27 protein-coding genes are annotated in these 26,687 nt (G+C 68.9%); 24 read left to right on the forward strand and 3 right to left on the reverse strand.

Features of this window, described 5'->3' with window-relative positions; all coding sequences use genetic code 11:
- Positions 1-76 precede the first annotated feature (76 nt).
- From DX912_RS12250 to DX912_RS12310, 13 genes are all read left to right on the forward strand, one after another.
- On the forward strand, positions 77-1,120 hold the full coding sequence (locus DX912_RS12250; protein ID WP_181902815.1) for a hypothetical protein: 1,044 nt from the start codon (positions 77-79) through the stop codon (positions 1,118-1,120).
- Positions 1,121-1,190: 70 nt separating this feature from the next.
- Positions 1,191-1,823 (forward strand): ParA family protein, encoded by a 633-nt coding sequence (locus tag DX912_RS12255; RefSeq protein ID WP_115842797.1) that lies wholly within the window; start codon positions 1,191-1,193, stop codon positions 1,821-1,823.
- Positions 1,824-1,894: 71 nt separating this feature from the next.
- Complete coding sequence (locus DX912_RS12260) at positions 1,895-2,371, forward strand: SixA phosphatase family protein (protein ID WP_115842798.1); 477 nt, start codon at positions 1,895-1,897, stop codon at positions 2,369-2,371.
- The gene (locus DX912_RS12265) at positions 2,368-2,979 is read left to right on the forward strand and encodes a YceI family protein (RefSeq protein WP_181902816.1); all 612 of its coding nucleotides are present in this window, start codon (positions 2,368-2,370) and stop codon (positions 2,977-2,979) included. Before DX912_RS12260 ends, DX912_RS12265 begins: the two co-directional genes overlap by 4 nt.
- Positions 2,976-5,051 (forward strand): phospholipase D family protein, encoded by a 2,076-nt coding sequence (locus tag DX912_RS12270; RefSeq protein WP_425477946.1) that lies wholly within the window; start codon positions 2,976-2,978, stop codon positions 5,049-5,051. Before DX912_RS12265 ends, DX912_RS12270 begins: the two co-directional genes overlap by 4 nt.
- Before the next feature lie 371 nt (positions 5,052-5,422).
- Positions 5,423-5,611, forward strand: a complete 189-nt coding sequence (locus DX912_RS12275) for a hypothetical protein (protein WP_115842800.1) — start codon at positions 5,423-5,425, stop codon at positions 5,609-5,611.
- A 48-nt stretch (positions 5,612-5,659) separates the two neighbouring features.
- Positions 5,660-5,842, forward strand: coding sequence for a hypothetical protein (locus tag DX912_RS12280; RefSeq protein ID WP_115842801.1), 183 nt, complete (start codon positions 5,660-5,662; stop codon positions 5,840-5,842).
- A gap of 224 nt (positions 5,843-6,066) precedes the next feature.
- Positions 6,067-6,501: a hotdog fold thioesterase gene (locus DX912_RS12285; protein WP_115842802.1), complete on the forward strand. Its 435-nt coding sequence runs from the start codon at positions 6,067-6,069 to the stop codon at positions 6,499-6,501.
- A gap of 127 nt (positions 6,502-6,628) precedes the next feature.
- Complete coding sequence (locus tag DX912_RS12290) at positions 6,629-7,435, forward strand: lysophospholipid acyltransferase family protein (RefSeq protein WP_115842803.1); 807 nt, start codon at positions 6,629-6,631, stop codon at positions 7,433-7,435.
- A 67-nt stretch (positions 7,436-7,502) separates the two neighbouring features.
- A complete protein-coding gene (locus tag DX912_RS12295) occupies positions 7,503-8,498 on the forward strand; it encodes a YheT family hydrolase (RefSeq protein WP_181902821.1) in 996 nt (331 codons plus the stop codon).
- Positions 8,499-8,640: 142 nt separating this feature from the next.
- Positions 8,641-9,123, forward strand: a complete 483-nt coding sequence (locus DX912_RS12300) for a hypothetical protein (protein ID WP_115842804.1) — start codon at positions 8,641-8,643, stop codon at positions 9,121-9,123.
- Positions 9,124-9,222: 99 nt separating this feature from the next.
- Positions 9,223-11,295 carry a tetratricopeptide repeat protein gene (locus DX912_RS12305; RefSeq protein ID WP_115842805.1) on the forward strand — a complete coding sequence of 691 codons (2,073 nt, stop codon included), beginning with the start codon at positions 9,223-9,225 and terminating at the stop codon, positions 11,293-11,295.
- A 15-nt stretch (positions 11,296-11,310) separates the two neighbouring features.
- The gene (locus DX912_RS12310) at positions 11,311-11,937 is read left to right on the forward strand and encodes a YbhB/YbcL family Raf kinase inhibitor-like protein (RefSeq protein WP_115842806.1); all 627 of its coding nucleotides are present in this window, start codon (positions 11,311-11,313) and stop codon (positions 11,935-11,937) included.
- A 63-nt stretch (positions 11,938-12,000) separates the two neighbouring features.
- On the opposite strand, the gene DX912_RS12315 is transcribed toward DX912_RS12310, so the two are convergent.
- Positions 12,001-12,828, reverse strand: coding sequence for an META and DUF4377 domain-containing protein (locus DX912_RS12315; protein WP_115842807.1), 828 nt, complete (start codon positions 12,826-12,828; stop codon positions 12,001-12,003).
- 99 nt (positions 12,829-12,927) lie between these two features.
- Positions 12,928-13,782, reverse strand: coding sequence for an undecaprenyl-diphosphate phosphatase (locus DX912_RS12320; protein ID WP_115842808.1), 855 nt, complete (start codon positions 13,780-13,782; stop codon positions 12,928-12,930).
- Between the two features lie 306 nt (positions 13,783-14,088).
- Here DX912_RS12320 and glnA point away from each other — a divergent pair, with 306 nt between their 5' ends.
- From glnA to DX912_RS12345, 5 genes are all read left to right on the forward strand, one after another.
- Complete coding sequence (gene glnA, locus DX912_RS12325; protein ID WP_115842809.1) at positions 14,089-15,498, forward strand: type I glutamate--ammonia ligase; 1,410 nt, start codon at positions 14,089-14,091, stop codon at positions 15,496-15,498.
- 93 nt (positions 15,499-15,591) lie between these two features.
- On the forward strand, positions 15,592-16,056 hold the full coding sequence (locus tag DX912_RS12330; protein ID WP_115842810.1) for a GNAT family N-acetyltransferase: 465 nt from the start codon (positions 15,592-15,594) through the stop codon (positions 16,054-16,056).
- Positions 16,057-16,226: 170 nt separating this feature from the next.
- Positions 16,227-16,994, forward strand: coding sequence for a TorF family putative porin (locus tag DX912_RS12335; RefSeq protein WP_115842811.1), 768 nt, complete (start codon positions 16,227-16,229; stop codon positions 16,992-16,994).
- Between the two features lie 39 nt (positions 16,995-17,033).
- On the forward strand, positions 17,034-17,372 hold the full coding sequence (locus DX912_RS12340) for a P-II family nitrogen regulator (RefSeq protein WP_115842812.1): 339 nt from the start codon (positions 17,034-17,036) through the stop codon (positions 17,370-17,372).
- A gap of 144 nt (positions 17,373-17,516) precedes the next feature.
- Positions 17,517-18,995: an ammonium transporter gene (locus tag DX912_RS12345; RefSeq protein WP_181902817.1), complete on the forward strand. Its 1,479-nt coding sequence runs from the start codon at positions 17,517-17,519 to the stop codon at positions 18,993-18,995.
- Positions 18,996-19,078: 83 nt separating this feature from the next.
- Here DX912_RS12345 and DX912_RS12350 read toward each other — a convergent pair whose 3' ends face one another.
- Positions 19,079-20,461, reverse strand: a complete 1,383-nt coding sequence (locus DX912_RS12350) for an amino acid permease (protein ID WP_115842814.1) — start codon at positions 20,459-20,461, stop codon at positions 19,079-19,081.
- Between the two features lie 132 nt (positions 20,462-20,593).
- On the opposite strand from DX912_RS12350, the gene DX912_RS12355 reads away from it, so the two are divergent.
- From DX912_RS12355 to DX912_RS12380, 6 genes are all read left to right on the forward strand, one after another.
- Positions 20,594-20,833: a hypothetical protein gene (locus DX912_RS12355; RefSeq protein WP_115842815.1), complete on the forward strand. Its 240-nt coding sequence runs from the start codon at positions 20,594-20,596 to the stop codon at positions 20,831-20,833.
- Between the two features lie 248 nt (positions 20,834-21,081).
- Positions 21,082-22,122, forward strand: a complete 1,041-nt coding sequence (locus tag DX912_RS12360; RefSeq protein ID WP_115842816.1) for an NAD(P)H-dependent flavin oxidoreductase — start codon at positions 21,082-21,084, stop codon at positions 22,120-22,122.
- Between the two features lie 119 nt (positions 22,123-22,241).
- Positions 22,242-23,000: an endonuclease/exonuclease/phosphatase family protein gene (locus DX912_RS12365; RefSeq protein ID WP_115842817.1), complete on the forward strand. Its 759-nt coding sequence runs from the start codon at positions 22,242-22,244 to the stop codon at positions 22,998-23,000.
- Positions 22,997-24,214, forward strand: a complete 1,218-nt coding sequence (clsB, locus tag DX912_RS12370; protein ID WP_115842818.1) for a cardiolipin synthase ClsB — start codon at positions 22,997-22,999, stop codon at positions 24,212-24,214. The genes DX912_RS12365 and clsB overlap by 4 nt, the downstream gene beginning before the upstream one ends.
- Positions 24,211-25,170 (forward strand): lysylphosphatidylglycerol synthase domain-containing protein, encoded by a 960-nt coding sequence (locus tag DX912_RS12375; protein WP_233433580.1) that lies wholly within the window; start codon positions 24,211-24,213, stop codon positions 25,168-25,170. Before clsB ends, DX912_RS12375 begins: the two co-directional genes overlap by 4 nt.
- 92 nt (positions 25,171-25,262) lie before the next feature.
- Positions 25,263-26,687: HAMP domain-containing protein (locus DX912_RS12380; RefSeq protein ID WP_220340803.1), on the forward strand; the 1,425-nt coding region annotated here is incomplete at its 3' end.

Consider the following 26,687-nt stretch of genomic DNA (forward strand, 5'->3'; position numbering starts at 1 on the left):
TGCGACGACGGCGTGCGACCACCCGGGCGCCTCGTCTGCATCTGCCGGCGCGCCCACGCGGGAAACCGCTGCGCCTGTGTCCACCGTCGCAGCGGTCTCTGGACGATCGCGACCTCCCGGCCCGGGAGGCGCATCGGACGCGACCCTGGTTTCTTCCAAGGAAGGACAACGCTGGGAGGCCGCACTTCGCGCCGCGATGGCGGAATGGCTCGCTTCGCCTTCGATGCAGTCAACGGCCCACGGCGTGCTGACCACGGCCCTGTTCGCACCGGCGCTGGGCAACGGGAACACCGACGCCGTGCAGCGGCAGGTCGACGCGGCACTCGCGCTGGCCGCGGAGATGGCACCGGACGACGTCGAGATCGCATGGCTGGAGGCCACGCGATGCCCGGCCGAGGCGACCGCCTGCGACGCAGGTGGCGCGATCGAAAGGTTGCAGCGGCTGGAACCGGACAATGCCGCCGTCTGGCTGCTCGCGGGCGACCGGACCGGGCGTGGCGACGAAGCGGCGTTCGACAGATACCTGCGTCGCGCCGCGCAGGCCTCCACTTATGACACGCACTTCGGTGTAGCCGAACGCATGCTCGAGGCGCAGATGGCGACGTTGCCGCTTCCGGCCCGATCCCGTGAAGTGGACGCGTACCTTCGCGCCCGCGCCGGATTCGGACCGGGCCCGCGCCTGGACGACCGCGAAGTGCGCCTGATGCTGGCCGCCGGGCAATCGTGGATCGACATGCCGCCTTTTGCCCGGCTGCACGATGCCTGCCGGATGCCGCAGCCGCCCGGGCGCATTGCCACCTGCCGCAGCGTCCTCACGCGCATGGCCGACGGCAACAGCGCATTCCCGCGAATGATCGCGACGGGGTTGATGACTGAACTTGCCGACGGTACGGCGCGGCCGGCATGGGCAGAGCGGTACCGCGTCACGCTGTGGACGGTGATGGGGTCGCCGCCGACGCCGGGACCAGAACTCCAGCGCGCCCTGTTCGAACGCGGGGATTACCTCGCGGTGGAGGAATGGTTGCGGGCAAATGGCCGACGGATGCCGCCGGACTGGTTGCCCAAGGATCCGCAGCAACGTGACCGCATTCTCGGACAGCCGGTCAGGCCACCCGGCTGATCGCCGTCCGGCGCATGGTTCCGTCGCGCCGCCCCGTGTACGCTGCGGCTTCCATCCAGAGGGAGTCCGCATGAAGACCGTGCTGGTGGCCAGTTCCAAGGGCGGCGTGGGGAAGACCACGATTGCCACGCACCTCGCCGCACAGTCGGCGCTCGACGGCCTGCGCACCGCGCTGGTCGATGCCGATCCGCAGGAATCCTCCACCCGCTGGGCGCAGCGCCGGGCCGGGCTGGAGAGCGCCGTGCTCCCGCTCGACGGCACCCGCCGGAAGGCATGGCGCAAGCAATTGCCCGACGACACGCAGCGGCTGGTGATCGACGCCGCCGCCGGCGCGATGGCCGACGACCTCGACGCCTTCCTCGAGGAAGCCGACGCCGTCGTCGTGCCGGTCCAGCCCTCGGCGCTGGACATCGAGGCGACGGTGCCGTTCCTCGATTCGCTCGCCAGGCACCCGCGCGTGCGCAAGGGCCAGCTGCGCGTCGGGCTGGTCGGCAACAAGCTCAAGCCGTGGACGAACGCGTCCCAGCAGGCGCTGGAGCTGCTCGCCGCCTGGCCGTATCCCGTGGTGGCGCAACTGCGCGACAGCCAGGCCTACGTGGTGCTGACCGGGCTGGGGAAGAGCCTGTTCGACTACCACTCCGCCCAGGTGCGCGACCACCAGGACGATTGGCAGCCTTTGCTCAAATGGCTGAGGAAAGCCTGAGCCATCACGTCGTTACGTGATAATGGCGCCCATGATCCTGCCCGCCCTCGCCAAACCGGAGTCGCCCGCGCATGCGTGAACTGATCCTGCTACGCCACGCCCACGCGGAGCCCGCCGCCACCGGACAGGCCGACCTGGACCGCCCGCTTTCGGCCGAAGGCCTCGCCGAGGCCGAAGCCGCGGGTCGCTGGCTGGCAGAAAACAAGCTGGTCCCCGACTGCATCCTCTGCTCGCCCTCGCGCCGCACGCGCGAAACGCTGGAAGCGGTGCTCGCCGCCATCGGCTACGTCGACCAGCGCATCGAGCCGTCGATCTACGAAGCCACGCCCGGCACGCTGATCTCGCTGGCCGACACCCACCGCGAAGCCGAACGGCTGATGCTGGTCGGCCACAACCCGGGGCTGGAGCGCCTGGCGGCGCTGCTGCACAGCGGGCAGTCGGGCGATTACCGCGGGATGCCGCCGGGCGGCATCGCGGTGCTGTCGGTGCCCGCCGACGCCGGGCTGGAGCCCGGCGTGGCGCAGCTCAGCGCCTTCTGGTGGCCGTGAGGGAACGCCGACCGCGCCTCGCCCGCTTCCTGCTGCCGTGCCTGCTGGCCATCTGGCCGGCATGGGCGCAGGAAACGGTCGCGCTTCCCGAGCCCGTCCCCACCACGTCTTCCCGCACCTTCGATCCGCACCACACCCGCTTCGGCTTCGAGCTGCGCACCCGCTGGGGCCAACGCGTGTCGGGGCAGTTCCCGCAGTACGAAGGTGAAGTCTCCACCCTGGCCGACGGCCGCCATCGCGTGCGCATCGTGTTGCGCACCGGCGGCGTGGTCGTCTCCGGCTCCGATCGCTACACCGCGCTCGCGCGCGGGCCGAATTTCTTCGATGCACAGCACTATCCCTACATCGAGTTCGTTTCCGAGCCGCATCCGGACACGCTCGTCCGCACCGGCGGGCGCATGCGCGGCCGCTTGTCGATGCACGGCGTGACGCGCATGGAAACCTTCATGCTTTCCCAGGCCGACTGCGAGCGGCCCGGCCGCGATTGCGACGTGCTCGCCACCGGCAGCATCAGCCGCGAGGACTACGGCCTGGACGGCTGGCAGTTCGCGCTGGCCGACCGCGTGCGCTTCATGCTGCGCGTCCGCCTGGTCGAGACCGCACAGTGAAGCCGGTCGTGCGACTTTGCGTGGTCGTGCTGTCGCTCGCGCTCGGCGCGTGCGCATCGCTGTCCAACGCCCAGCGCGACGCGGCCACCGAACGCGTGGTGCAGGCACGTTCGACGCAGGTCGACTGCACGCAGCCGGACGCCTGTGCCCAGCGGTCGCCGCTGCGTGCGCTCGCCGGACGCGCGTTCGCGCAGTCCACGCCCGACGCCCCGGCGCATTACGCGTTGATCCTCGACCGCGGCCCCGACGCATTGCTCGCGCGGGTGAACCTGATCCGCAGCGCGACCACCGCCATCGACCTGCAGACCTACATCTTCGACGAGGATGACGCCGGCCGGCTGGTGCTCGACGAACTGCTCGCCGCTGCGCGTCGCGGCGTGCGCGTGCGCGTGCTGATCGATCAGCTGTCCGCGCTCAAGCATGTGGACACGCTCGCCGCGCTGGCCGGCGCGCACGTCAATTTCGAGCTGAAGCTGTACAGCCCCGTGCTCGGTCGCGCGCAGATCACCTATCCGCAATACGCGCTCGCCGCCGCGTGCTGCTGGCGCACGCTCAATCAGCGCATGCACACCAAGCTGCTGCTGGTGGACGGCGCGGTCGGCATCACCGGCGGGCGCAATTACCAGGACGACTATTACGACTGGGACGACGAGTACAACTTCCGTGACCGCGACCTGCTCGTCGCAGGGCCCGTCGCGCACGTGATGCGCGATGACTTCGCGCTGTTCTGGAACGATCGCCGCAGCGTGCCGGTGGAACGGCTGAACGATGTCGGCGGCCGCCTGCTCGCAGATGGCGTGCCCGCGCTGCCCCCGTCGCATTTCGAGCGTCCCGAGCGTGCGGAGGCCATGCGACGCGACGCCGCCGACAGTGCACTGATCGAAGAGCGCCTCGTCTCGCGCGCGATGCGCGTCGGCGAAGTGCGCTACATCTCCGACACGCCGGAAAAGCACCGCGCCATCAACGCCGAACAACAGGCCGTGGCGTCCGGTTCGCTGCGCGGGCTGATCGAATCGGCGCAGCAGGAAGTGGTGCTGCAGACGCCGTACCTCGTGCTGTCCGACGCCGCGCAGGACATGTTCCGCCAGTTGCACGCGCGCCCGTACGACGAGCGTCCGAAGATCGTCATCTCCACCAACAGCCTGGCCGCGACCGACGCGTTCATCGCCTACGCGCTCTCGTACAAGTACAAGCGCCGCTACCTGCGCGAGCTGGGCTTCAACATCTTCGAGTACAAGCCCTTCCCGCTGGACGCACCGATCGACATCGCCACGACCGGCGCGACGCTGCCCGACCTGCTGCCCGACGAGGCGAACACCGATGCCGATGCCGGCGACGACGCCGACGCAGGCACCGGCTCGATCTCGCCCAGCCGCGCGCTCACCGGCGAGAGCGGCGGCAATGCGGCATCCACGGAGCGCGACGATGCGCAGGCCGCGCCGGTCGATCTGGGCCAGGCGCACCGCGAACTGCGCGATCGCTACGACCGGCGCAGCACCGTCGAGCGCGCGCAGTACCAGCGCGCGCTGTCGCGCGAATACAGCGCACTGCGCTACAGCACCCGCCGCGCCAACCAGCCCGTGCCGCTCAAGCGCGCCGGCGTACGCATCGGACTGCATGCGAAGTCGATGGTGATCGACGGGCGCATCGGCGTGGTCGGAACGCACAACTTCGATCCGCGCGGCGATCACTACAACACCGAAAGCGCGGTGGTGATCGAGGATCGCGATTTCGCCCAGGCGCTGCGCGCCAGCATCTGGCGCGACATCGCGCCGGCCAACTCGTGGGTGATCGCGCGACGCGACAAGCCGCCGGTGTTTTCGGGACTCAACTACTCCATCGGCAAGATGTTCGAGGCGATGCCGATCCTGGACCTGTGGCCGATGCGCTATGCGACCAGCTACGAGTTCGTCGCCAGCGAGCAGTGCCCGCAGCCGCTGCTGCCGAGCGATCCGGATTTCCGCGCCTGCTATCAGCCAGTGGGTGATTTCCCGGAAGTGGCGGCGGGCATGAAGTCGATCACCACGCGGATCTTCACCGCATTCGGGGCGGGGCTCGCGCCGATTCTCTGAGGCGGTCTGGCCGCCTCACCCCGCAAGAGCGCGTGACCGCACCGGATCAGGTCGGTTTTCGCGCAGTGGCCGCCTCGACCCCCATCCGGCGGCCTCCAGACAGCTTCCTGAATGTGACGGTCCTCACCCTCCCTCTCGTCCCGGTTCGAGAGCCGGAGGCGCATTCGCGCGTGCCGCCATGCCACCCCTGCCATCAGTCATGGCAACGGAAGCGCCGAAATGTCCATCTATATCAGCGAGTTCCCGCTACGGCGGTGCCCCAGCCAGGTAGGTCTTCGGTGGGGTGACTTCTGGCCCATGGCGGAATGGATATGGTGTTGTACTTTACCAACACACCGACGCACTAACCCACCCCCACGAAGGATCCCGCCATGAACGCCCTCAACACTTTCGCCCCGTCCGCCAAGTCCGCTCCGGTCTCCCCGCTGGCCCTGATGAACGCCCCGTCGCGCAACCACCGCGAACGCGATTTCGGCGTCGGCTACGGCTCCAGCAGTGGCTACGCCAGCAACCGCCGCTACACGACCGAGTGGGCGCCGCCGCGCTTCCGCTTTGCCTGATCCAGGCACCCCGCAGCACCACGCAGTACCGAACGCCAGGACACCGCCATGAACGCCTTCTTTGCCATCCCGACCCGCCCCAACGCCCCGAGCGCGAATGTCGTCCCGCTGCCGGTGCGCCACATCCATCGCGAACGCGACTTCGGTGTGGGCTACGGCAACAGCAGCGGCTACGCCACCACCCGCCGCTACGCCCAGGACTGGATGCAGCCGCGCTTCCGCTGCGCATGAGCGATCGCGGTGTCCCAAAGCTCCACCCCTGAGCCGCCCCGCTCCCCCCGTGACCGTACCCATGCAGGACCCGCCCAGCGCGCAGACCAGACCTACATCCTCGTTCCCCCTGGCCCGCAGCCGGTGCGTCGGACTCTCTCCGTGACGACGCACTGACTCCGGGCCCCTTTTTGTCTGGACTTCCCCGGCAGCCGTTTTGCCCGCCGCTCGGCTAAGGTGTCGCGATGGACACGCAACGCTCCCCCTTCCGCACCCCGCCCGACCTGGCCACCCTAAACGCGCTCTCGCGCAACACCGCGATGGAGCCGCTGGGCATCGTGTTCACCGAGGTCGGACACGATTTCATCCGCGCCACCATGCCTGTCGACGAACGCACCCGGCAGCCGTACGGCCTGCTGCACGGCGGTGCGTCGGTGCTGCTGGCCGAAACGCTTGGCAGCAGCGCCGGCATGCTCTGCGTCGGCGAGGACGAAGCCTGCGTCGGCATCGAGATCAACGCCAATCACCTGCGCGGCGTGCGCGAGGGCACCGTCACCGGCACCGCGCGTCCGCTGCACGTGGGTGGCCGCACGCAGGTGTGGGAGATCCGCATCGAGGACGAACGCCATCGCCTGGTGTGCGTCTCGCGCATCACGCTCGCGGTGATCGCGCGCCCCTGAGTCCGCGCGCGCAGTCGCGCGTGCCGGCGGGCCCGGCGCCCGCGCATTGCGGAACCTGTCTGGAACCAACGCCGCATCCCGCCCATGACGCTGGTGGCGACACCGCGGCTTCGGTATCGTGCGTTCAATGAATGCGCCGTCCCCCCACGCCGGCGCGACGGCGCCGACCACGGCGCCCGCCGCGCGCGCGCTCCGTTATCTCGTCCGCGTGCCGCTGCTGCTGTGGCACGTGTTCGTCGACCTGCCGCTGACGCTGCTCACCGCCGTGCCGTTCCTGGAGAACGTGCGCATCGGCGACGAGTCGCTGGAACATCGGGCCATCCGCGCATGGTCCGCGGGGCTGATGTGGATCTTCGGCTTCCGCCTGCGCCGCATCGGCCAGCCGCTGCCGGGCGCGGCGATGTTCGTCGCCAACCATGTGAGCTGGATCGACATCGAGACGCTGCACAGCCAGCGCATGATGGGCTTCGTCGCCAAGCGCGAGATCGCCAGCTGGCCGGTCGTCGGCTGGCTCGCCTCACGCGGCGAAACCATCTTCCACGCCCGCGGCAGCACCGAATCGCTCGGCGGCGTGCTGCACGAAATGCTCGGTCGCCTGCGCGAGGGCCGCTCGATCGGCGTGTTCCCCGAAGGCGGCACGCGCGGCGGTCGCGAGATCGGCCCGTTCCACGCCCGCATCTTCCTAGCGGCTGTGGAAGCCGGCGTGCCGGTGCAGCCGGTCGCGCTGCGCTACGGCGAACACGGCGACGCGCAGCACGTGGTGGCGTTCCAGCCCGGCGAGAGTTTCCTGGCGAATTTCCTGCGCCTGCTGGGCGAGCCGCCGCGGCTGGCGGAAGTGCATTTCCTCGAACCGATCCTGCCCGCGCAGACCGAAGGCCGTCGCCGCATCGCCGAAACCGCGCGCACGCGGATCATCGAGGCCATGAAGAGCTGAACTTCACGTTTGCAGGAGTAAGGCTTCCGTGCGAGCAACCGAAAACCGCGCCATGGTCCCCGGCATGCTGAATGCGTCCGACTACCGCCCGCCTCGCTGGCTGCGCAATGCGCACGTGCAATCGGTGCTCGGCTCCAGTCCGCTGCGTCGCCGCCATGGCGAACGCAGCCTCGCGCAGCTGAATGCGGTCAGCACGGTCCACACCATCGAGGCAGGCGAGGACGCGCGCCTGCAGGGCGTGCACACCGCGCTGCCCGGCACGCCCTCGCGCGGGCTGGTGATGCTGCTGCACGGCTGGGAAGGCAGCGTCGATTCCAGCTACATGCGCCTGACCGCGGCCGAACTGCTGCGCGAAGGCTTCGAGGTGTTCCGCCTCAACTTCCGCGACCACGGCAACACGCACCACCTCAACGAAGGCCTGTTCCACTCCAACCGCATCGACGAGGTCGTGCGCGCGGCGGCGGAAGTCGCGCGGCTGTATCCCGATCGCCCGCTCGCCGTCGCCGGTTATTCGCTCGGCGGCAACTTCGCGCTGCGCCTGGCGTTGCGAGCGCCCACCGCGGGCGTGCCGCTGGTGCACGTCGCGGCGGTGTGCCCGGTGCTCGACCCGGCGCGCACGATGGATTCGATGGAACAGGGCCTGCCGGTGTACCTGTGGTATTTCGAGCGCAAGTGGCGCGGCTCGCTCGCGCGCAAGCGCGCGCTGTTCCCGCAGACGCACGCGTTCGACGACCAGGTGCTGGGCCTTCGCATGCGCCCGCTCACGCAGTGGATGGTCGAACGCCACACCGAATTCGGCACGCTCGAGCGCTATTTCGACGGGTACTCCATCGCCGGCGATCGCCTGGCCGGGCTGCAGGTGCCGGCGAGCATCCTGATGGCCGCCGACGACCCGGTGATTCCCGTCGACGGCTTCCACAAGCTGCAGCTGCCGCCCGACACGGAGCTGGAAATCTCGCCGTGGGGCGGCCATTGCGGCTTCCTGCAGAGCGCGAAGCTGGACGGCTTCGCCGAGCGCTGGATCGCCGGGCGCATCAGCGAGCGGCTGCCGCGCCCGCAGTGAGGGGCGCGATTTGTCGCATGCGTCACCGCGTGTCGTTCGTGACAAGAAAATGCCCGGTCGCCGACAGCCCGCGTTCAAGCCGGCGTTGCTAGCGTCGCGCTGTCGGCCGACGATCGTTTGCCGCTTCCACAGGGGTTGTGACATGAAACGCGATGCCTTCCGCGCCGCCGTCGTCCTCTTCGCGATGTTCGCCAGCGCCTCCGCGATGGCGCAGGACGAAGCCGAGTCGCCCGCGCTCGACCTGAGCGTGCCGGCCGAACGCATCCATTTCGCCAGCACCGATCCCGACGTGAACTACGGCAACGATCCGCCGGGTGCGTGGCGGCCGATCACGCCGGCCGAGGCGGAAGCGTCCACGAAGAACGACTGGCAGGTGCATGGCGCGGTCGAGGCGGGCATCGGTTATTCGAAGAACACCGGCACCAGCAACTGGCAGGCGGTGAACCTCAACCTCGACAAGACCTACACCACCGACGACGGCGACACGAACCACGTCAACATCGACATCAACGTCGGCCGCAGCGATGGCCCGGTGTTCGGCCCCGGCGCCGTCTATGGCCCCGGTTACTACGGTCCGTCGCCGATGCCCGCGCCGATGCGCGCGCGGGGTCCGTTCGTCCGCTGAGGCGGCAGTCCGGCGGGGTTTTGCCGGAAATCCCGAGCGCCCGGAAGGGCCGGGGCATGCGGCTACAATCGACGCTTTCGCCCGAGCGTCCGAGTAGTCATGCACGAACCCATCATCGATGCCCTGCGCCGCGGCGCCGCCCCCGAAGCGCTGGCCGCCGCGCGCGAGGCCGTCGCCGCGCAGCCGCAGGACGCCACCTCGCACCGGCTGCTCGCCGCCGCGCTGCGCCTGGGCGGCGACCGCGAGGCCGCCCTCTCCGCGATCGACCAGGCCATCGCGCTGGCGCCGGAAGATTCCGATCTGCACCTCGAGCGCGCCGGCCTGCTGCTTCACGAGCGCCAGCTGGACGAGGCCCAGGCCGCGCTGGCGCGCGCGACCGGACTGGATCCGAACCAGTTTCCCGCCTACATCATCCAGGGCCACCTCGCGCTGTCGCGCGGCGACCTGGATGAGGCTGCCCGCCTGTCGCGCACCGCATCGCGCATCGCACCCGACCACCCGCACGTGGCCGCGCTGGAAGGCGGCGTCGCCATGCGCCGCGGCGACGTCGACCGCGCCTTGTCGCTGATCAGCGCCGCCGCCGAACGCGCGCCGAACGATCCGCAGCTGCGTCACGCGCTGGGCTTCGCCTACCTCGCCAAGGGCCATTTCGCCTTCGCCGAACAGGCCTTCCGCACCCAGCTGGAGCAGGATCCGTCCTCGCGTCCGCTGCGCCTGCTGGTCGCCGACCTGCTGCGCCGCCAGGGTCGTCCGGGCGAGGCGGCCGACGAACTGGCGCCGCTGCTGGACGGTGACAACGCGACCGCGCCGATGCATCGCCTGGTCGGCGAGCTGGAGCTGGAAGCCGGCCGCAACGAGCGCGCCCTGCCCCGGCTGCGCCAGGCCTTCGCCGCGCAGCCGCTGGATCGCCGCAACCTGTTGCCGCTGCTGGAAGCCTGGCGTCGCCAGGGCCTGCTCGACGAAGCCCGCACGACGCTCGACGCCACGCTGGAAGACCACGTCGAGAACGCGGACCTGTGGCGCGCACGCCTGCTGTTTGAGGAATTCGCCAGCGACGGCGCGCGTGCCGTGGTCGAACGCTGGCGCACGGCGATGCCGGATTTCGTTCCCGCACTGGAAGCGCAGGGCACGCTGCACGACCAGGCCGGCGAAACCGACGCGGCGATGGATGTCGCCCGCCGCATCACCGAACTGCAGCCCGGCCACACCCAGGCAGAACTGCGCCTGATCGACGGCCTGCTCACGCGCGACCCCGACGCCGCCGTCGATCGCGTGGCGAACCTGATCGCGCAGGCGCCGGACCCGAACGTGAAGCGCACGCTGCGCCAGCTGCTCGGCCGCTGCCTCGACGTGGCCGGCCAGCCCGACGCGGCCGCCGCGACCTGGGCCGAACTGCACGCCGAAGTCAGCGAACAGCGCCTGCCGCTGCCAGAGATCAGCAAGGCCACGCCGCGTCTTCCGGACCTGGCGCCGCTGCCCGATCCGGCGGCCGCGGTGCTGCTGCTGTGGGGCGCGCCCGGTTCGCTCGTGGAGAGGCTGGCCATTACGTTCGAGCAGGCCGGTGCGCCGCTGCGCGCCGACCGCTTCGGTGGGCAACCGCCGAACGACCCGTTGCAGCGCTACACGACGGTGCAGAGCCTGCTCGATGGCTCGCTCGACCCGGCCTACATGGTCGAACTCTGGCGCGCGGCGCTCCCCTCGCGCGGCATCCGCGACGGCAACGTCTTCGACTGGCTGCTGTGGTGGGACAACGCGCTGCTGCTCGGCCTGCGCCCGCACCTGCCGGAGGCGGTGGCGATGATCGCCCTGCGCGATCCGCGCGACATGCTCCTGGACTGGCTGGCCTTCGGATCGCCCGTGCCGTTCGCGTTGACCTCGCCCGAGGCCGGCGCGCGCTGGCTGGCACAAACGCTCTCTCAGGTCGCCGAGCTGCACGAGCAGGACCTGTTCCCGCACCGCCTGATCAAGCTCGACGACATCGCCGACGACGCCACGGGCCTGGCACAGGCGATCGCCGACGCGCTGCAGATCCGCGTCGCGGTGGCGCCGCCGGAATCGCTGGGCCCTGCGCGTTTCAAGTCGGGACACTGGCGCCAGTTCCGCGACGCGCTGGGCGAGGAATTCGACCTGCTCACGCCGATCGCGCAGCGCCTGGGTTATCCAGCCGAGTAACGCAGAGGAACGCCCATGCAGATCCGCAGCAACAGCTTCCAGCATCGCGAGCGCCTCCCGGCCGAGTTCGCCGCCGGGCAGGCCACCGCCGACGGCTTCGGCTTCGCGCCGAACCGCAATCCGCACCTGGCGTGGGACGACGTGCCCGCCGGCACGAAGTCGTTCGCACTGCTGTGCATCGATCCGGACGTACCGACGGTCGCCGAGATGGTCGGCAAGGAAGGCGTGCAGATTCCCGCCGATCAGCCGCGCGCTGACTTCACGCATTGGGTCGTCGTCGACATCCCCGCCAGCGTGCGCGAAATCGCGGCCGGGAGCTGCAGCGACGGTGTCGTCGCCCACGGCAAGCAGGACCCCGCCGGCCCGCCCGGCGCACGCCAGGGCCTGAACGACTACACCGGCTGGTTCGCGGGCGATCCGTCGCTCTCCGGGGACTGGCACGGCTATGACGGCCCGTTCCCGCCGCCGAACGACCTGCGCCTGCACCGTTATTTCTTCCGCCTCTACGCACTCGGCGTCGAACGCCTGCAATTGCCCGAGCGCTTCACCGCGAAGGACGTGCAGCGCGCGATGCACGGGCACGTGCTCGATGAGGTCGCGATCTACGGGACGTATTCGCTCAACCCGTCGGTCAAGGGCTGAACGCCGGAGACGATGCTGTTGCAGCCCGGGTGAGCTGGGCGCACCCGGGCTGAGCGCCCGGCCTCAGGGCCTCGTGTCGCTCTCGACCACCATGTCCAGCACGTACGCCGTCGATGGCGCATCGGCCGGCGGATTCTGGATCGCATAGCGCTTCACGCGCACGACGTTGCGCGTGCCGGCGACATGCTCGAAACCTTCGATGTCCTGGTACAGCGGCTGCCACTCGCCCGGCGTGCCGGTGCGCAGGCCCTTTTCGTCGAAGTGCACTTCGCGCACCTGCAAACACTGCTTGTCGGGAATGAGCGGGTGATTGCACGGCTTGGGCTGCGCGGCGACTTCCAGGAACACCGTCTCGCCCGGCCCGCCGAAACGCGTCTGCGCCGTCGGCTCGCCGCGGAAGGTGAGCACCTCGCCGCCCGCGCCGGTGAGCGTCAGCATCGGCGTTGCGCCGCTCTGGATCGACGCCGTCTGCGCGCCGCGCAGGCGCTCGCCGACCGCGCGATCCAGCGCCATCAGCTTGTCGTCGACGCAGGCCATCATCGTGGACGCCATGTCGCCGATGGTGAGCTTCGCGCCATCGAGCGTGTAGCTGCCCATCATGCGGTTGCAGGTGTTCGATACGGCGATGCGGCCGTCGGCGAAATCCACCGTCACCGGTTTGTCGGCGCGCACGAAGAGCGCATCGATGCGCTTGCCTTTCGCATCGACCGCGTTGTCGAGCCGCCAGTGATGGCCGCCGAGGACGGCGGTGTCGATCGCCGCGGCCGGTGCCGCAGGCGCGGCGGGCGTGGAGGCCGTGGGCGTGGCGGCGGGCGAGGCCGGCGGTTCCTGCGGCGCGCGCGCGCAGGCCGCCAGCGCGACGGTCAGGGTCAACAGGGTGAGTCGTTTCATGGGGCCGCTCCTGAAAAGGCGACCCATGGAAACGGACCGGCGCTTACAACGGGGTGAAATCGTCTCGCGCCGAAAACATGCCCCGTTCAGGGAAAACCGTCAGCTGCCCGTCGGCACGAGGAACAGCAGCGCCGCGCCGAGGATGAAGCGATAGATCGCGAACGCGGTGAAACGATGGCTCTGGATGTAGCGCAGCAGCCACTTGACCGAGATGAAGGCGGTGATCGCCGACGCCACGAACGCCACGGCCAGCGCCGCCCAGTCCTCGTTCGCCGCCTCGCCGCTGTGGATCACGTCGATCAGTTCGTAGCCGGTGGCGGCGAACATCGTCGGGATGCCGACCAGGAACGCGAATTCCGTCGCCGCCGCACGCGAGGTGGTGCCGGCCAGCAGCGCCACGAAGATCGTCGCACCCGAACGCGACGTGCCCGGGAACACGCCCGCCACCACCTGCGCGATGCCGACCAGGATCGCCACCGTCCAGGTGATCTTCGCGCGCTCGCCTAGGACCGCCGCACGCTTGGCTGCGAAATGCTCCGCCGCGATCATCCAAACGCCGCCGATCACCAGCGCCCACGCGATCGGCGTGACTTCATCCGGCAGTTCGAAGCCGAGCTTCTTCACGATCACGCCCAGCACCGCCGTGATGCCGAAGGCCGCGGCGAGCTTGAAGGCGTAATCGCGCGCTTCGGCCGCATCCATCGGCATGCCGGCCGGGCTGTGCTCGGCCATCGCGCGCTTGCCCAGGAAGCCCATCGCCAGGTCCCACAGGCGCTGGCGGTAGATCAGCACCACCGCGAGGATCGCGCCGGCCTGGATGGAGATGTTGAACAGATCGCTGCGGTGGCCGAGCCAGCGTTCGGCGATGAGCAGGTGGCCGGTGCTGGAGATCGGGAGGAACTCGGTGATGCCTTCGATGATGCCGAGGAGCAGGGCGGCGAGCAGTTCGGTCATGTCTTGGAAAGCCGGATTCGTGAGTCGGGATTCGTGATGCGCAACCGCCACGGGCGTCATGGCATGTCGGCTCGAAGCGGGGCAGCATACCGGACGGGGGTGGACGCACCACGTTGACGCAATCGTCACGCGGACCGCACCGTTCTGGTGCAATTCACGAGCTGCCCTGCCGCCAGATTCAATCCAATCAAAGCGTTACGCGTGTGAAAAAGTTGGCACGGCCTGTGCTTTGAGTATCCCGTCACCGCCCTGCGGCCGGCTTTTTCCAATCCCGAATCCTGAATCACGAATCCCGGAGCACCACCCATGTCGATCGACCACATCGAAAAGCTCATCAAGGACCACAAGGTCGAGTTCATCGACCTGCGCTTCGTCGACATGCGCGGCGTGCAGCACCACGTGACCTTCCCCAAGTCGATCATCGAGCCGAGCCTGTTCGAGGACGGCAAGATGTTCGACGGCTCGTCGATCTCCGGCTGGAAGGGCATCAACGAGTCCGACATGGTGCTGCTGCCCGACGCGAGCACGGCGTTCCTGGACCCGTTCACCGCCGACCCGACCCTGGTGCTGACCTGCGACATCCTCGACCCGGCGACCATGCAGGCCTACACGCGCGACCCGCGCGGCGTGGCCAAGCGCGCCGAAGCCTTCCTCAAGGCCAGCGGCATCGCCGACCAGGCCTTCTTCGGTCCGGAGCCGGAATTCTTCATCTTCGACTCGGTCCGCTTCGCCAACGACATGGGCCACACCTTCTTCCACGTGGATTCGGAAGAAGCCCACTGGAACTCGGGCCGTGAATACGACGGCGGCAACACCGGCTACCGTCCGATGGTGAAGGGCGGCTACTTCCCCGTCGCGCCGCTGGATTCGCTGCACGACCTGCGCGCCGAGATGTGCAAGACGCTGGAACTGGTCGGCCAGGAAGTGGAAGTGCACCACCACGAAGTCGCCAACGCCGGCCAGTGTGAGATCGGCACCAAGTTCAACTCGCTGGTGAAGAAGGCCGACGAACTGATGACGATGAAGTACGTCATCAAGAACGTCGCGCACCGCAACGGCAAGACCGTCACCTTCATGCCCAAGCCGATCGTTGGCGACAACGGCAGCGGCATGCACGTGCACCAGTCGCTGGCCAAGGGCGGCGTGAATCTGTTCTCCGGCGACGGCTACGGCGGCCTGTCTCAGACCGCGCTGTGGTACATCGGCGGCATCTTCAAGCACGCCCGCGCGATCAACGCGTTCGCCAACTCGACCACCAACAGCTACAAGCGCCTGGTGCCGGGCTTCGAAGCCCCGGTGATGCTCGCCTACTCGGCGCGCAACCGTTCGGCCTCGTGCCGCATTCCGTACGTCGCCAACCCGAAGGCGCGCCGCATCGAGATCCGCTTCCCGGATCCGATGAACTCCGGCTACCTGACCTTCGCCGCGCTGATGATGGCCGGCCTCGACGGCATCAAGAACCAGATCGATCCGGGTGCACCGAGCGACAAGGACCTGTACGACCTGCCGCCGGAAGAAGAGAAGAACATCCCGACCGTCTGCCACAGCCTTGATCAGGCGCTGGAAGCGCTCGACAAGGATCGCGACTTCCTCAAGGCCGGTGGCGTGTTCACCGACGACTTCATCGACAGCTACATCGCGCTGAAGATGCAGGAAGTCACGCGCTTCCGCGCGGCGACGCATCCGCTCGAATACCAGATGTACTACACGATCTGACGCAGCAAACGGCCCGGGGCGAACGCTCCGGGCCGCGTTCGTTCCGCAGTACGCAGCACGCAGTTCGAAGTCCCTCTCCCACGGAGGTTCGCGATGGAGATCCGCACCGGCGGTCTCGACCATCCCGCTGTCGCCTCGCTGCTGCAGGAACACCTGCAGTCGATGGCGCAGCTGTCTCCGCCGGAAAGCATCCACGCGCTCGACCTCGATGCGCTGCGCAAGCCGCAGATCACGTTCTGGTCGGCGTGGCAGGACGATGAACTGATGGGCTGCGGCGCGCTGAAACAGCTCGATGCCGCGCATGGCGAGATCAAGTCGATGCGCACCGCATCGCGGCACCGCCGCAAGGGGGTCGCGGCCGCGATGCTGGAGCACATCCTCGACGAAGCGCAGCGTCGCGCGTACACGCAGCTGAGCCTGGAAACAGGCTCGATGCAGGGTTTCGAACCGGCGCGCGCGCTGTATGCGCGCTACGGATTCGAATCCTGCGGTCCGTTCGCGGACTACACGGATGATCCGAACAGCGTCTTCATGACGCGGGCCGTTCAACGGCCGTAACTCCGCTCCACCACGCACCACAACCGACGAGGTGAAAAAACGACGGGCACGTGCCCGCCGCAAGGCGAGTGCGTTCCAACGACAACCCGGGCACCGACGAATCGCCCGAGGTTGCAGAGCACGAATCGCAATGACCGGGGAGGGGCCACCGCTTATGAGGAGCCTGCGTCATGTCGTCTCGCATCCATGCAAGCAAGAACGCTTCAACGTTCGCCACCGTCGTGCTGGCCGGCGCGCTTTCGCTCGCCCTGCCCGCTGACGCGATCGCCGGCGTGTCCGGTTCGGTCGCGCTGACCAGCGACTACATTTTCCGCGGCATCTCGCAGAACAACCAGGAACCCGCATTGCAGGCCGGCGTCGAATACGCCGACGACAGCGGCTTCTATGTCGGCAGCTGGGGCAGCAACGTCAGCTGGCTGTCGGACACGCCCGTGCCCGACAACGACATCTCCAACAGCGTCGAACTCGACTTCTACGGCGGCTATCGCGGCAAGTTCAACGACACCGTCGGTTTCGACGTCGGCGCGCTGTACTACTGGTATCCCGGCGACTATCCCTCCGGCTTCAACAGCCCGGACACGGCCGAACTCTATTTCGGCATCAGCGCCGGCATGTTCGCGGCCAAATACTCCTACGCCCTCACCGATCTGTTCGGCTATGCCGATTCGGATGGTTCCGGCTATCTCGATGCCGCGGTGAACTGGGAATTCGTGCCGACGTGGACGCTCAACGCGCACGCCGGCAAGCAGTGGATCGAGAACAACGAGGACTTCGAGTACGTCGACTGGAAGCTCGGCGTCACCAAGTCCTTCGATGGCGGCTTCGCCATCGCGCTCGCCTACACCGACACCGACGCGGAAGAAGCGCTCTACACCAACGTCCACGGCAACTTCCTGGGCGAGGACACGGTGGTGCTCACGCTGACCAAGACGTTCTGATTCGACGCAACTGAAGCCTATCCACCACGGAGCTGCGAGATGAAACTGATCACCGCGATCATCCGGCCGTTCAAGCTCGACGAGGTGCGCGAAGCGCTCACCGAAGTCGGCGTGTCCGGCATCACCGTCACCGAAGTCAAAGGCTTCGGGCGGCAGAAGGGCCACACCGAGCTGTACCGCGGCGCCGAATACGTCGTCGATTTCCTGCCCAAGCTCAAGGTGGAATGCGCCGTCGCGGAAAGCTCGCTGGAGGCCGCGCTGGAAGCGCTCGCCAACGCCGCGCGAACCGGCAAGGTCGGCGACGGAAAGATCTTCGTGCAATCGCTCGAGCGCACGGTGCGCATCCGCACCGGCGAGCTCGACGACGATGCGTTGTGAGGTGACGCCATGACGACCGCCCTCGATCTCGCCACGCGAACCGCATCCGCTTCGCAGCCGTCGTTCCCGCGAAGGCGGGACTCCAGCGACCCGATCGCCGCAACCTCGACGAAAGAAGGAAACCCGACCGTGATGCATTCACAGATGGATCCCCGCCTTCGCGGGGATGGCGGCATGGGCGCATTCGGCGATGCCGAACGCGAACGCGCTGTCACGATGTTCCGCAAGACCTCACTCGCAATCACCGCACTGCTCGCACTCGCCACGCCCGCCCTCGCCTTCGCACAGGACGCTGCCGCTGCGGCCGCGCCCGTCGCGAACAAGGGCGACATCGCGTGGCTGCTGGTCTGCGCCGCGCTGGTGATTTTCATGACGCTGCCCGGCCTCGCGCTGTTCTACGGCGGCCTGGTGCGAAGCAAGAACGTGCTGTCGGTGTTGATCCAGACGCTGATCGTGTTCTCGCTCGTCGCTATCCTGTGGGCGCTGTACGGGTACTCGCTCGCCTTCACGCCAGGCAATGCCTTCATCGGCGGATTCGATCGCGTGTTCGCGAAGGGGCTCGACGCCACCGCGATGGGCGCGACGTTCACCAAGGGCGTCTACATTCCCGAACTGGTGTTCTTCGTGTTCCAGGGCGCGTTCGCATGCATCACCTGCGCGCTGATCATCGGTGCGTTCGCCGAACGCGTGAAGTTCGCCGGCGTGCTGGTGTTCACCGTGCTGTGGTTCACCTTCGCCTACACGCCGATGGCGCACATGGTGTGGTTCTTCCCCGGCCCGGATGCGTTCACCAGCAACGATGCGGTGCCGGGCGTGCTCGCGCAGTCGGGCTTTCTGTTCGCGCGCGGCGCGCTGGATTTCGCCGGCGGCACGGTGGTGCACATCAACGCGGCGATCGCGGGCCTGGTCGGCTCGTACGTGATCGGCAAGCGCGTGGGCTACGGCCGTGAAGCGATCAAGCCGCACAACCTGACGCAGACGATGGTCGGCGCGTCGATCCTGTGGGTCGGCTGGTTCGGCTTCAACGCCGGCTCCGCGCTGGAAGCCAATGCCGTGGCCGCGCAGGCCTTCGTCAACACCTTCCTCGCCACGGCGGCGGCGGTGCTGGGATGGACGGCGGTGGAATGGCTCAGCAAGGGCAAGCCGTCGATGCTCGGTGCGGCCTCGGGCGCGGTCGCGGGACTGGTGGCGATCACGCCGGCGGCCGGCTTCGTGGGCCTGTGCGGCGCAATCATCATCGGCGCGCTCGCCGGCGCGGTCTGCCTGTGGGGCGTCAACGGCCTCAAGCGCCTGCTCGGCGCGGACGACGCGCTCGACGTGTTCGGCGTGCACGGCGTCGGCGGCATCCTCGGCGCGCTGCTTACCGGCGTGTTCGCCTCGCCGTCGCTCGGCGGCGCGGGCATCTGGGATTACGTCACCGAGACTGCGCTACCGGAATACAGCATCGCCTCTCAGGTGTGGATCCAGCTGCAGGGCGTGCTGGTGACGGTGGTGGTATCGGGCGTGGTCGCGCTGATCTCCTTCCTCATCGTGAAGTACACGGTGGGCCTGCGCGTGAGCGAGGAGTCCGAACGCGAGGGCCTGGACATCACCTCGCACGGCGAATCGGCGTACGAGAACTGACGGAGTAGTCGGGCAAAGGCGTGTACAACCCCTCCCGTGCACGCCGCGGCAGCGCGCGACGGTTCACCCCGTCGCGCGCTTTTTTATTGCGCCCGCTTGCTGTTGCGATAGCGGCGCGCTAGTTCGCTCGCCAGCGCAATGCCGGCGGTGAGCGCGGCCATCGACAGGAACTGACCGCGCGTTTCGGCTGACGACACCAGCAGCGCGAAGATCAACGCGAGGATGGCCAACGCCGACACCGTCAGCCACGGGAAGCCGCGCATGCGGAACGGCAGCGGCGTCCCCGCGCGATCGGCGCGCCGGCGCAGGATCAGCTGCGACACCAGCGAGATCGTCCACACCAGCAGGCAGGTGGAGCCGACGATGTTGAGCAGCACCGGCAGCACGCGGTTCGGGTACCACAGCTCGAACACCGTCGCGACGAAACCGAACACCACGCACGACAGCACCGCGATCACCGGCACCTGGCGACGGTTGACGCGCGCGAGCCAGCGCGGCGCCTCCTCGCGCTGCGCGAGCGAGAAGATCATGCGCGAGGCGCCGTAGAGGTTCGCGTTGAGCGCCGAGAGCAGCGCGATCACGGCGATGAGCGTGATCGTCGTGGATGCGTACGGAATGCGCGCGACCTCCAGCACCGCCGCGAACGGCGAGCGGAGCGATTCGCTGGTCCACGGCACGACGGCGATGATCACGCTGATCGAACCGATGTAGAACACGAGGATGCGCCAGGCGACGGTGCGGATCGCACGCGCGAGGCTGCGCGACGGGTCCGAGGTTTCCGCCGCCGCGACGGCGACGATCTCCGTGCCGCCGAACGCGAACACCACCACCAGCAACGCCGCGCCGATGCCCGCCCAGCCCTTCGGCGCGAAGCCGCCGTGGCCGGTGACGTTCGACAAGCCGGGCGAGGCCACGCCCGGCAGCAGGCCGAGCAGCAGTGCCGCGCCGATGACGATGAAGAGCAGGATCGCGACGACCTTCAGGATGGCGAACCAGAACTCGAACTCGCCGAAGTTGCGCACGCCCATCAGGTTGATGGCGGTGAACACGAGCATGAAGGTCAGCGACGACAGCGGCACCGGGATCTGCGGCCAGACGGTCGCGAGCAGCCCGGCGGCGCCGACGGATTCGGCGGCGATGACGATCACCAGCTGCGCCCACCACAACCAGCCGACGGTGGCGCCGGCGGTCGCGCCCATCGCGTCGGCGGCGTACACCGAGAACGCGCCGCTCGCGGGTTTCGCGGCGGCCATTTCACCGAGCGCGTTCATCACGATGATCACCAGCGCGCCGGCGACCAGGTACGAGATCAGCACCGCCGGTCCCGCCGCCTGCACGCCGACACCCGAACCGAGGAACAGGCCGGCGCCGATCGCGCTGCCCAGGCCCATCATGATCAGCTGGCGCGGCTTGAGGGCATGGCCCAGTTGCGGCGCGGCGGCCGGGGAAACGTCGGTGGTGGACATCGGGGCGTGGGCAGCTTCGAGGGCCGCCACCATACCGCGTCGCGTCGCCGCCTCCCCGTGCCGGAGCGGTCCTGTATGCCGCGCCGGCCCGCCTCACGCGCGCCTATCGTCCGGAGCGGTAGCGTCCGCCGCATGGATACCCGAACCCAGACCCTGCCGCCGGGCTGGCGGATCGAAGCCACCGGTCCATTCCCGGGAAGCCGCGCCTGCGTGCTGCGCCTGACCCACGTCGACGGGCTCGAAGCGCTGTGGCAGGTCGAGGACGGCGCGGCGCAATGCGAGGCGGTGAAACAGCTGGCCGCGGCGATGGCGCTGACCGGCGAGAGCTACCGCGAACAGGACGAGGACCCGCCCCCGCTGCTGTCGACATGACCGCCGTGGAGCGGTTTGACCCCGGCGCCGGTTTGGGCAGCCGACCGAAAAGTTCGGAGGGGAAGATCCGAGGGGAAGAGGATCGGCCTCGGCGCCGGGGCCTGTTCAGTTTGCCGCGACCCGCCCTGAGCCGCAGTCAGGGAAACCGGAAGCGCAAGTCGGAGGAAACCCGACATGGGCGGCGGGCGGAGCCCACTCGTCGCCAGCGGCCGATATCGCCAGCCACGGCTCCCTTCTAGAGTGATGCCATGACCTCGATCACCGACCTGTTCGGCCTTTCCCTCCCCGTCGTGCAGGCGCCGATGGCCGGCGTGCAGGGCGCATCGCTCGCGCTGGCGGTGGCGCAGGCCGGAGGACTCGGCTCGCTGCCGGCCGCCACGCTTACGCCCGAGGCCTTGCGGCGCGACCTCGCGGCGATCCGCGAACGCAGCGCCGGCCCGATCAACGTCAACTTCTTCTGCCACGCGCCGCCCGAACCCGACGCCGAACGCGAAGCCGCATGGCGCGCGTTGCTCGCGCCGTACTACGCGGATTTCGGCCTCGATCCGGCCGCGGTGGTCGCCGGCCCGGCGCGGACGCCGTTCAACCACGAACTCGCCGACGTGCTCGCCGAACTGCCGCCGGCGATCGTCAGCTTCCACTTCGGCCTGCCGGCGCCGGACCTGCTCGAACGTGTGCGCGCGACCGGCGCGAAGGTGCTGTCGTCGGCGACGACAGTGGACGAAGCGCGCTGGCTCGATGCGCAGGGCGTGGACGCGATCGTCGCGCAGGGCCTGGAAGCGGGCGGACATCGCGGGCATTTCCTGTCCGACGACCTCGACGCGCAGGCGGGCACGTTCGCGTTGCTGCCGCAGATCGTGCGCGCGGTGCGCGTGCCGGTCATCGCCGCGGGCGGCATCGCGGACGCGGCCGGCGTCGCGGCGGCACGCGCGCTCGGCGCGGCGGGCGTGCAGGTCGGCACGGCGTACCTGCTGTGCCCGGAGGCGACCACCAGCGCGGTGCACCGCCAGGCACTCACCGCTGACGCGGGCGGCGACACGGCACTGACCAACCTCTTCACCGGTCGCCCCGCGCGCGGCATCCACAACCGGTTGATGCGCGAGCTGGGCGCGATGCGCGATGACGTCCCCGCCTTCCCGCTTGCGGCCGGCGCGCTGGCCCCGTTGCGCGGCAAGGCCGAGGCGATGGGACGCGGCGACTTCTCGCCCTTGTGGGCCGGACAGAACACCACCGGCTGCCGTGCGGTGCCGGCGGCGGAGATCACGCGCGATCTCGCACGCGGCTGGTGACGCGCGATGTTCGCGACGGTGCACGCACACATTCCGTCCACACCCGCCACGCGCCACCCTCACGCCCCATCGCACGAGCCGTCGGCAGAATGCAGGCCACTCCGACGACACGTCGCTGCATGACCTCGATCAACGTCCTGACCGTCAACATGCACATGGGCTTCAGCCTGCTCAATCGCAGGTTCGTGCTGCCCGAATTGCGCGAAGCGATCCGCGGCGTGTCGGCCGACATGGTGTTCCTGCAGGAAGTGCTCGGCGAACACGCGCAGCACGCGCGGCGCCACGCGGACTGGCCGGCCGGTCCGCAGTACGAGTTCCTCGCCGATTCGCTCTGGACCCAGTTCGCCTACGGCCGCAACGCCGTGTATCCGCATGGCCATCACGGCAATGCCCTGCTGTCGAAGTTTCCGATCGCCTCGCACGAAAACCGCGATGTGTCGGTACGCGGCCACGAGCAACGCGGCCTGCTGCACGCCATCGTGCGCGTGCCGGACACGCGCGGCGACGGGCACGAGGTCGACGTGCACACGATCTGCGTGCACCTCGGGCTGCGCGAATCGCACCGCCAGAAACAGATCGGACTGCTGTGCGAGGTGATTTCCACGCAGATCCCGCACGAGGCGCCGCTCATCGTCGCCGGCGATTTCAACGACTGGCGCGCGCGCGGCCATCGCCTGCTGCGTCGTTGCGGGCTGGTCGAAGCCTTCGAGCACGCGCACGGCCGCGTCGCGCGCACGTTCCCGTCGCGCTGGCCGACGCTGCCGGTGGACCGCATCTACCTGCGGCATGCACGCGTGGCCGAAGCACGCGTGCTGTCCTCGCGGCCGTGGTCGCACCTGTCCGACCACGTCCCGCTGCTGGCGAGGATCGCGCTGTGAGGCTCACGCGCGCCATCGACACCTGCTGGCGGCACGGCCACCGCGTACGGCTGCTGGAGAACGGCGAGGATTACTTCGCGCGCGTGTTCGAGGCCATCGACGCCGCGCAGCGCGAGGTGCTGCTGGAAACCTTCATCTGGTTCGAGGACAAGGTCGGCCTCGCGCTGAAGGAGCGCCTGGTCGCGGCCGCGCAGCGCGGCGTGCGCGTGCATTTCCTCGTGGACGCCTTTGGATCGCCCGACCTGTCCGACGACTTCCTCCAGGAACTGACCACCGCCGGCGTGCAGCTGCGCATGTACGACCGCCAGCCGACGCTGATGGGCATCCGCCTGAACGTGTTCCGCCGCATGCACCGCAAGCTGGTGGCGATCGACGAGACGCTCGCCTTCGTCGGCGGCATCAACTATTCGGCCGATCATCTCGCCGACTTCGGCCCGACCGCGAAGCAGGACTACGCGGTGGAAGTGCAAGGGCCGGTGGTGGCCGACATCGTGTCGTTCCTGCGCCGGGCGATGGTGACGCGCGGCACCGGCGAGCGCTGGGAGCCGGGCAACGAAGCGGCCTCGCGCAAGGCCGAAGGCCCGGCCGACGTGTGCTTCCTGCCGCGCGACAACGGCCGGCGTTCGCGCGCCATCGAACATGCGTACCGACAGGCGTTCCGCGACGCTAAGCGCGAGATCGTGATCGCCAACGCGTACTTCTTCCCCGGCTACGGTTTCCTGCGCGACCTGCGTGCGGCGGCGCGGCGCGGGGTGAAGGTGCAGCTGATCTTCCAGGGCGAGCCGGACACGCCGATGGCGCTCATCGCCGCCCGCTGGCTGTACCGGTACCTGGTCGATGCCGGCGTGCACATCTTCGAGTACTGCGAGCGGCCCTTCCACGGCAAGGTCGCGGTGATCGACGAGGAATGGAGCACCGTGGGTTCGAGCAACCTCGACCCGCTGAGCCTGTCGCTCAACCTCGAAGCCAACGTCTTCATCCGCGACGCGGACTTCGCACGCGATTTGCGCGGCCGGCTGGGGAAGCTCATCGACGACCACTGCAAGGCGATCGAACCCGACAGCGTGCCGCGCGGACGCTTCTGGCAACCGCTGACGCGGCCGGTGCTGTTCCACGTGCTGCGCAACTTCCCGCAATGGGCCGGCTGGCTGCCCGCGCACAAGCCGGCCACCACGCTGGTGCGGCCGCCGGACGACGCGGACGCCCCGTCGTGACCGTTTCGCGCCAGCGCTGGCGGAAGATCCGGCGCGTCGCCTTCTACGTCTTCCTCGCACTGGTCGCGGTGCTGCTGGTGCGGTACGCGCGGTCGGTCGACTGGGCGCAGGTCGGGGCCACGCTCGCCGGCTACGGGCCGGGCACGCTGGCGATCGCGATCGGCCTGACCGTCGCCAGCTACCTGCTCTATTCGGCGTACGACCTCGCCGGGCGCCGCTACGCGCGGCACGACCTGCCGACGCCGAAGGTGATGGGCATCGCGATGCTCGCGTACGCGTTCAGCCTGAACGTCGGCGCGCTGTTCGGCGGCGCCGGGTTCCGCTACCGCATCTATTCGCAGGCCGGACTCGGCCTCGGGACGATCAGCCGCGTCGTCGCCTTCGCCATCGGCACGAACTGGATGGGCTACCTGCTGCTGGCCGGCGCGCTGTTCGCCTCCGGCCGCGTGCGCCCGCCGCCGGGCTGGCCGGTCACCGGCGACCGCCTGCCGTGGCTGGGCGCGGCGATGCTGGTCGCGGTGGTCGTGTATCTGGTGGCCTCGCACGTCACGCATGGGCGCGTCTATCACGTGCGCGGCCACCACTTCCGCCTGCCGTCGCTGCCGCTGGCGCTGCTGCAGCTCGCGCTGGCTGCGACCAACTGGGCGCTGATGGCCGCGCTGGTGTTCGTGCTGATGCCGGACGGCGTCGCGTATGCCGACGTGCTCGGGGCGTTGCTCGTGGCGGCGGTCGCGTCGGCCATCGCGCATATCCCGGCCGGCATCGGCGTCCAGGAAGCCGTGTTCATCGCGCTGCTCGGCCATCAGGTTCCGCAACCGCAGATGCTCGCGGCGCTGCTCGCGTATCGCGCCTGCTATTACCTGGGACCGCTGATGGTCGCCGTCGCCGGCTACGGGCTGTTCGAAACCCGGCGTCGCAAACGCCCGCACCCCACGGTCGAGTCCGGTTCGCCCTGACTGAACGCGCCAAGCGGCGTGAACATTCCGTCATCGCCGCTGGGATAAGCTCGCCTGATTTTCCGTAAGCCGCAGTGCATGGGGGATGTAGGGTGACCACGGAAACCAAGACGCGCCGGTCGAACGCGGCGCGCAAGGCGACGCCATCGCCAGCGAAAGCCGTCGCGACGGCGCCGAAGAAACGCGCGCAGGCCGAGCCGGTGCGCCAGGCGCCGCGCGACCCGATGGAAGTGATCATCGAAGCGATGGACGCCGTGCGCGGCGGCGATTTCTCCGTGCGCCTGCCGCTGAACTGGCACGGCCAGGAAGGCCAGCTCGCGCAGATCCTCAACGAGATCGTCAGCCATAACCGCCGCCTCGCCGCCGAACTGTCGCGCGTGGGCGAAGCCGTCGGCCGCGAAGGCCAGACCCGCCAGCGCGTGGTGCCCGCCAACCGCGAAGGCCAGTGGCTGGGCATGGAGGATTCGGTCAACGCACTGATCGACGACCTCGTGCGTCCCGTCGAGGCGATGGGCGAGGCGATGGCCGGCGTGGCGAAGGGCGACCTGACCCGCACGGTGCCGCTGGAAGCCGATGGCCGCCCGCTCAAGGGCGAGTTCCTGCGTTCGGCGAACATCGTCAACCGCATGATCGAGCAGATGGGCGAGTTCAGCTCGGAAGTGACGCGCGTGGCGCTGGAGGTCGGCACCGCCGGCCGCCTGGGCGGCCAGGCGAAGGTCAAGGGCGTCTCGGGCGTGTGGAAGGACCTGACCGACTCGGTCAACCAGATGGCGTCCAACCTCACCGCGCAGGTGCGAAACATCGCCGACGTGACCATCGCCGTGGCCAACGGTGACCTGTCGCGAAAGATCACCGTGGACGTGCGCGGCGAGATCCTCCAGCTGAAGGAAGCCATCAACACGATGGTGGACCAGCTGCGCGGTTTCGCCTCGGAAGTGACGCGCGTGGCGCGCGAGGTCGGTACCGAAGGGCGCCTGGGCGGCCAGGCGGTCGTGCCCGGCGTTGCCGGCACGTGGAAGGACCTGACCGACTCGGTCAACGCGATGGCGTCGAACCTGACGTCGCAGGTGCGAAACATCGCCGAAGTGACCACGGCGGTGGCGAAGGGCGACCTCTCGCGCAAGATCACCGTGGACGTGCGCGGCGAGATCCTCGAACTGAAGAACACCATCAACACGATGGTGGACCAGCTCAACGGCTTCTCCTCCGAAGTGACGCGCGTGGCGCGCGAAGTGGGTACCGAAGGACGCCTGGGCGGCCAGGCCGTCGTGCCGGGCGTCGCCGGCACGTGGAAGGACCTGACCGACTCGGTCAACGCGATGGCGTCGAACCTGACGTCGCAGGTGCGAAACATCGCCGAAGTGACCACGGCGGTGGCGAAGGGCGACCTCTCGCGCAAGATCACCGTGGACGTGCGCGGCGAAATCCTCGAGCTGAAGGACACCATCAACACGATGGTGGACCAGCTCAACGGCTTCTCGTCCGAAGTGACGCGCGTGGCGCGCGAAGTGGGTACC

This window comes from Lysobacter soli, from assembly GCF_003382285.1.
Lineage (GTDB): Bacteria > Pseudomonadota > Gammaproteobacteria > Xanthomonadales > Xanthomonadaceae > Lysobacter_J > Lysobacter_J soli.

Coding starts and splice junctions, on each gene's coding strand:
- DX912_RS12300 (WP_115842804.1), top strand. CDS start 8,641: ATGAAACGCGATGCCTTCCGCGCCGCCGTCGTCCTCTTCGCGATGTTC.
- DX912_RS12365 (WP_115842817.1), top strand. CDS start 22,242: ATGACCTCGATCAACGTCCTGACCGTCAACATGCACATGGGCTTCAGC.
- DX912_RS12285 (WP_115842802.1), top strand. CDS start 6,067: ATGGACACGCAACGCTCCCCCTTCCGCACCCCGCCCGACCTGGCCACC.
- DX912_RS12355 (WP_115842815.1), top strand. CDS start 20,594: ATGGATACCCGAACCCAGACCCTGCCGCCGGGCTGGCGGATCGAAGCC.
- DX912_RS12275 (WP_115842800.1), top strand. CDS start 5,423: ATGAACGCCCTCAACACTTTCGCCCCGTCCGCCAAGTCCGCTCCGGTC.
- DX912_RS12290 (WP_115842803.1), top strand. CDS start 6,629: ATGAATGCGCCGTCCCCCCACGCCGGCGCGACGGCGCCGACCACGGCG.
- DX912_RS12260 (WP_115842798.1), top strand. CDS start 1,895: ATGCGTGAACTGATCCTGCTACGCCACGCCCACGCGGAGCCCGCCGCC.
- DX912_RS12350 (WP_115842814.1), bottom strand. CDS start 20,461: ATGTCCACCACCGACGTTTCCCCGGCCGCCGCGCCGCAACTGGGCCAT.
- DX912_RS12315 (WP_115842807.1), bottom strand. CDS start 12,828: ATGAAACGACTCACCCTGTTGACCCTGACCGTCGCGCTGGCGGCCTGC.
- DX912_RS12280 (WP_115842801.1), top strand. CDS start 5,660: ATGAACGCCTTCTTTGCCATCCCGACCCGCCCCAACGCCCCGAGCGCG.
- DX912_RS12335 (WP_115842811.1), top strand. CDS start 16,227: ATGTCGTCTCGCATCCATGCAAGCAAGAACGCTTCAACGTTCGCCACC.
- DX912_RS12330 (WP_115842810.1), top strand. CDS start 15,592: ATGGAGATCCGCACCGGCGGTCTCGACCATCCCGCTGTCGCCTCGCTG.
- DX912_RS12345 (WP_181902817.1), top strand. CDS start 17,517: ATGGATCCCCGCCTTCGCGGGGATGGCGGCATGGGCGCATTCGGCGAT.
- DX912_RS12305 (WP_115842805.1), top strand. CDS start 9,223: ATGCACGAACCCATCATCGATGCCCTGCGCCGCGGCGCCGCCCCCGAA.
- DX912_RS12310 (WP_115842806.1), top strand. CDS start 11,311: ATGCAGATCCGCAGCAACAGCTTCCAGCATCGCGAGCGCCTCCCGGCC.
- DX912_RS12360 (WP_115842816.1), top strand. CDS start 21,082: ATGACCTCGATCACCGACCTGTTCGGCCTTTCCCTCCCCGTCGTGCAG.
- DX912_RS12255 (WP_115842797.1), top strand. CDS start 1,191: ATGAAGACCGTGCTGGTGGCCAGTTCCAAGGGCGGCGTGGGGAAGACC.
- glnA (WP_115842809.1), top strand. CDS start 14,089: ATGTCGATCGACCACATCGAAAAGCTCATCAAGGACCACAAGGTCGAG.
- DX912_RS12340 (WP_115842812.1), top strand. CDS start 17,034: ATGAAACTGATCACCGCGATCATCCGGCCGTTCAAGCTCGACGAGGTG.
- DX912_RS12320 (WP_115842808.1), bottom strand. CDS start 13,782: ATGACCGAACTGCTCGCCGCCCTGCTCCTCGGCATCATCGAAGGCATC.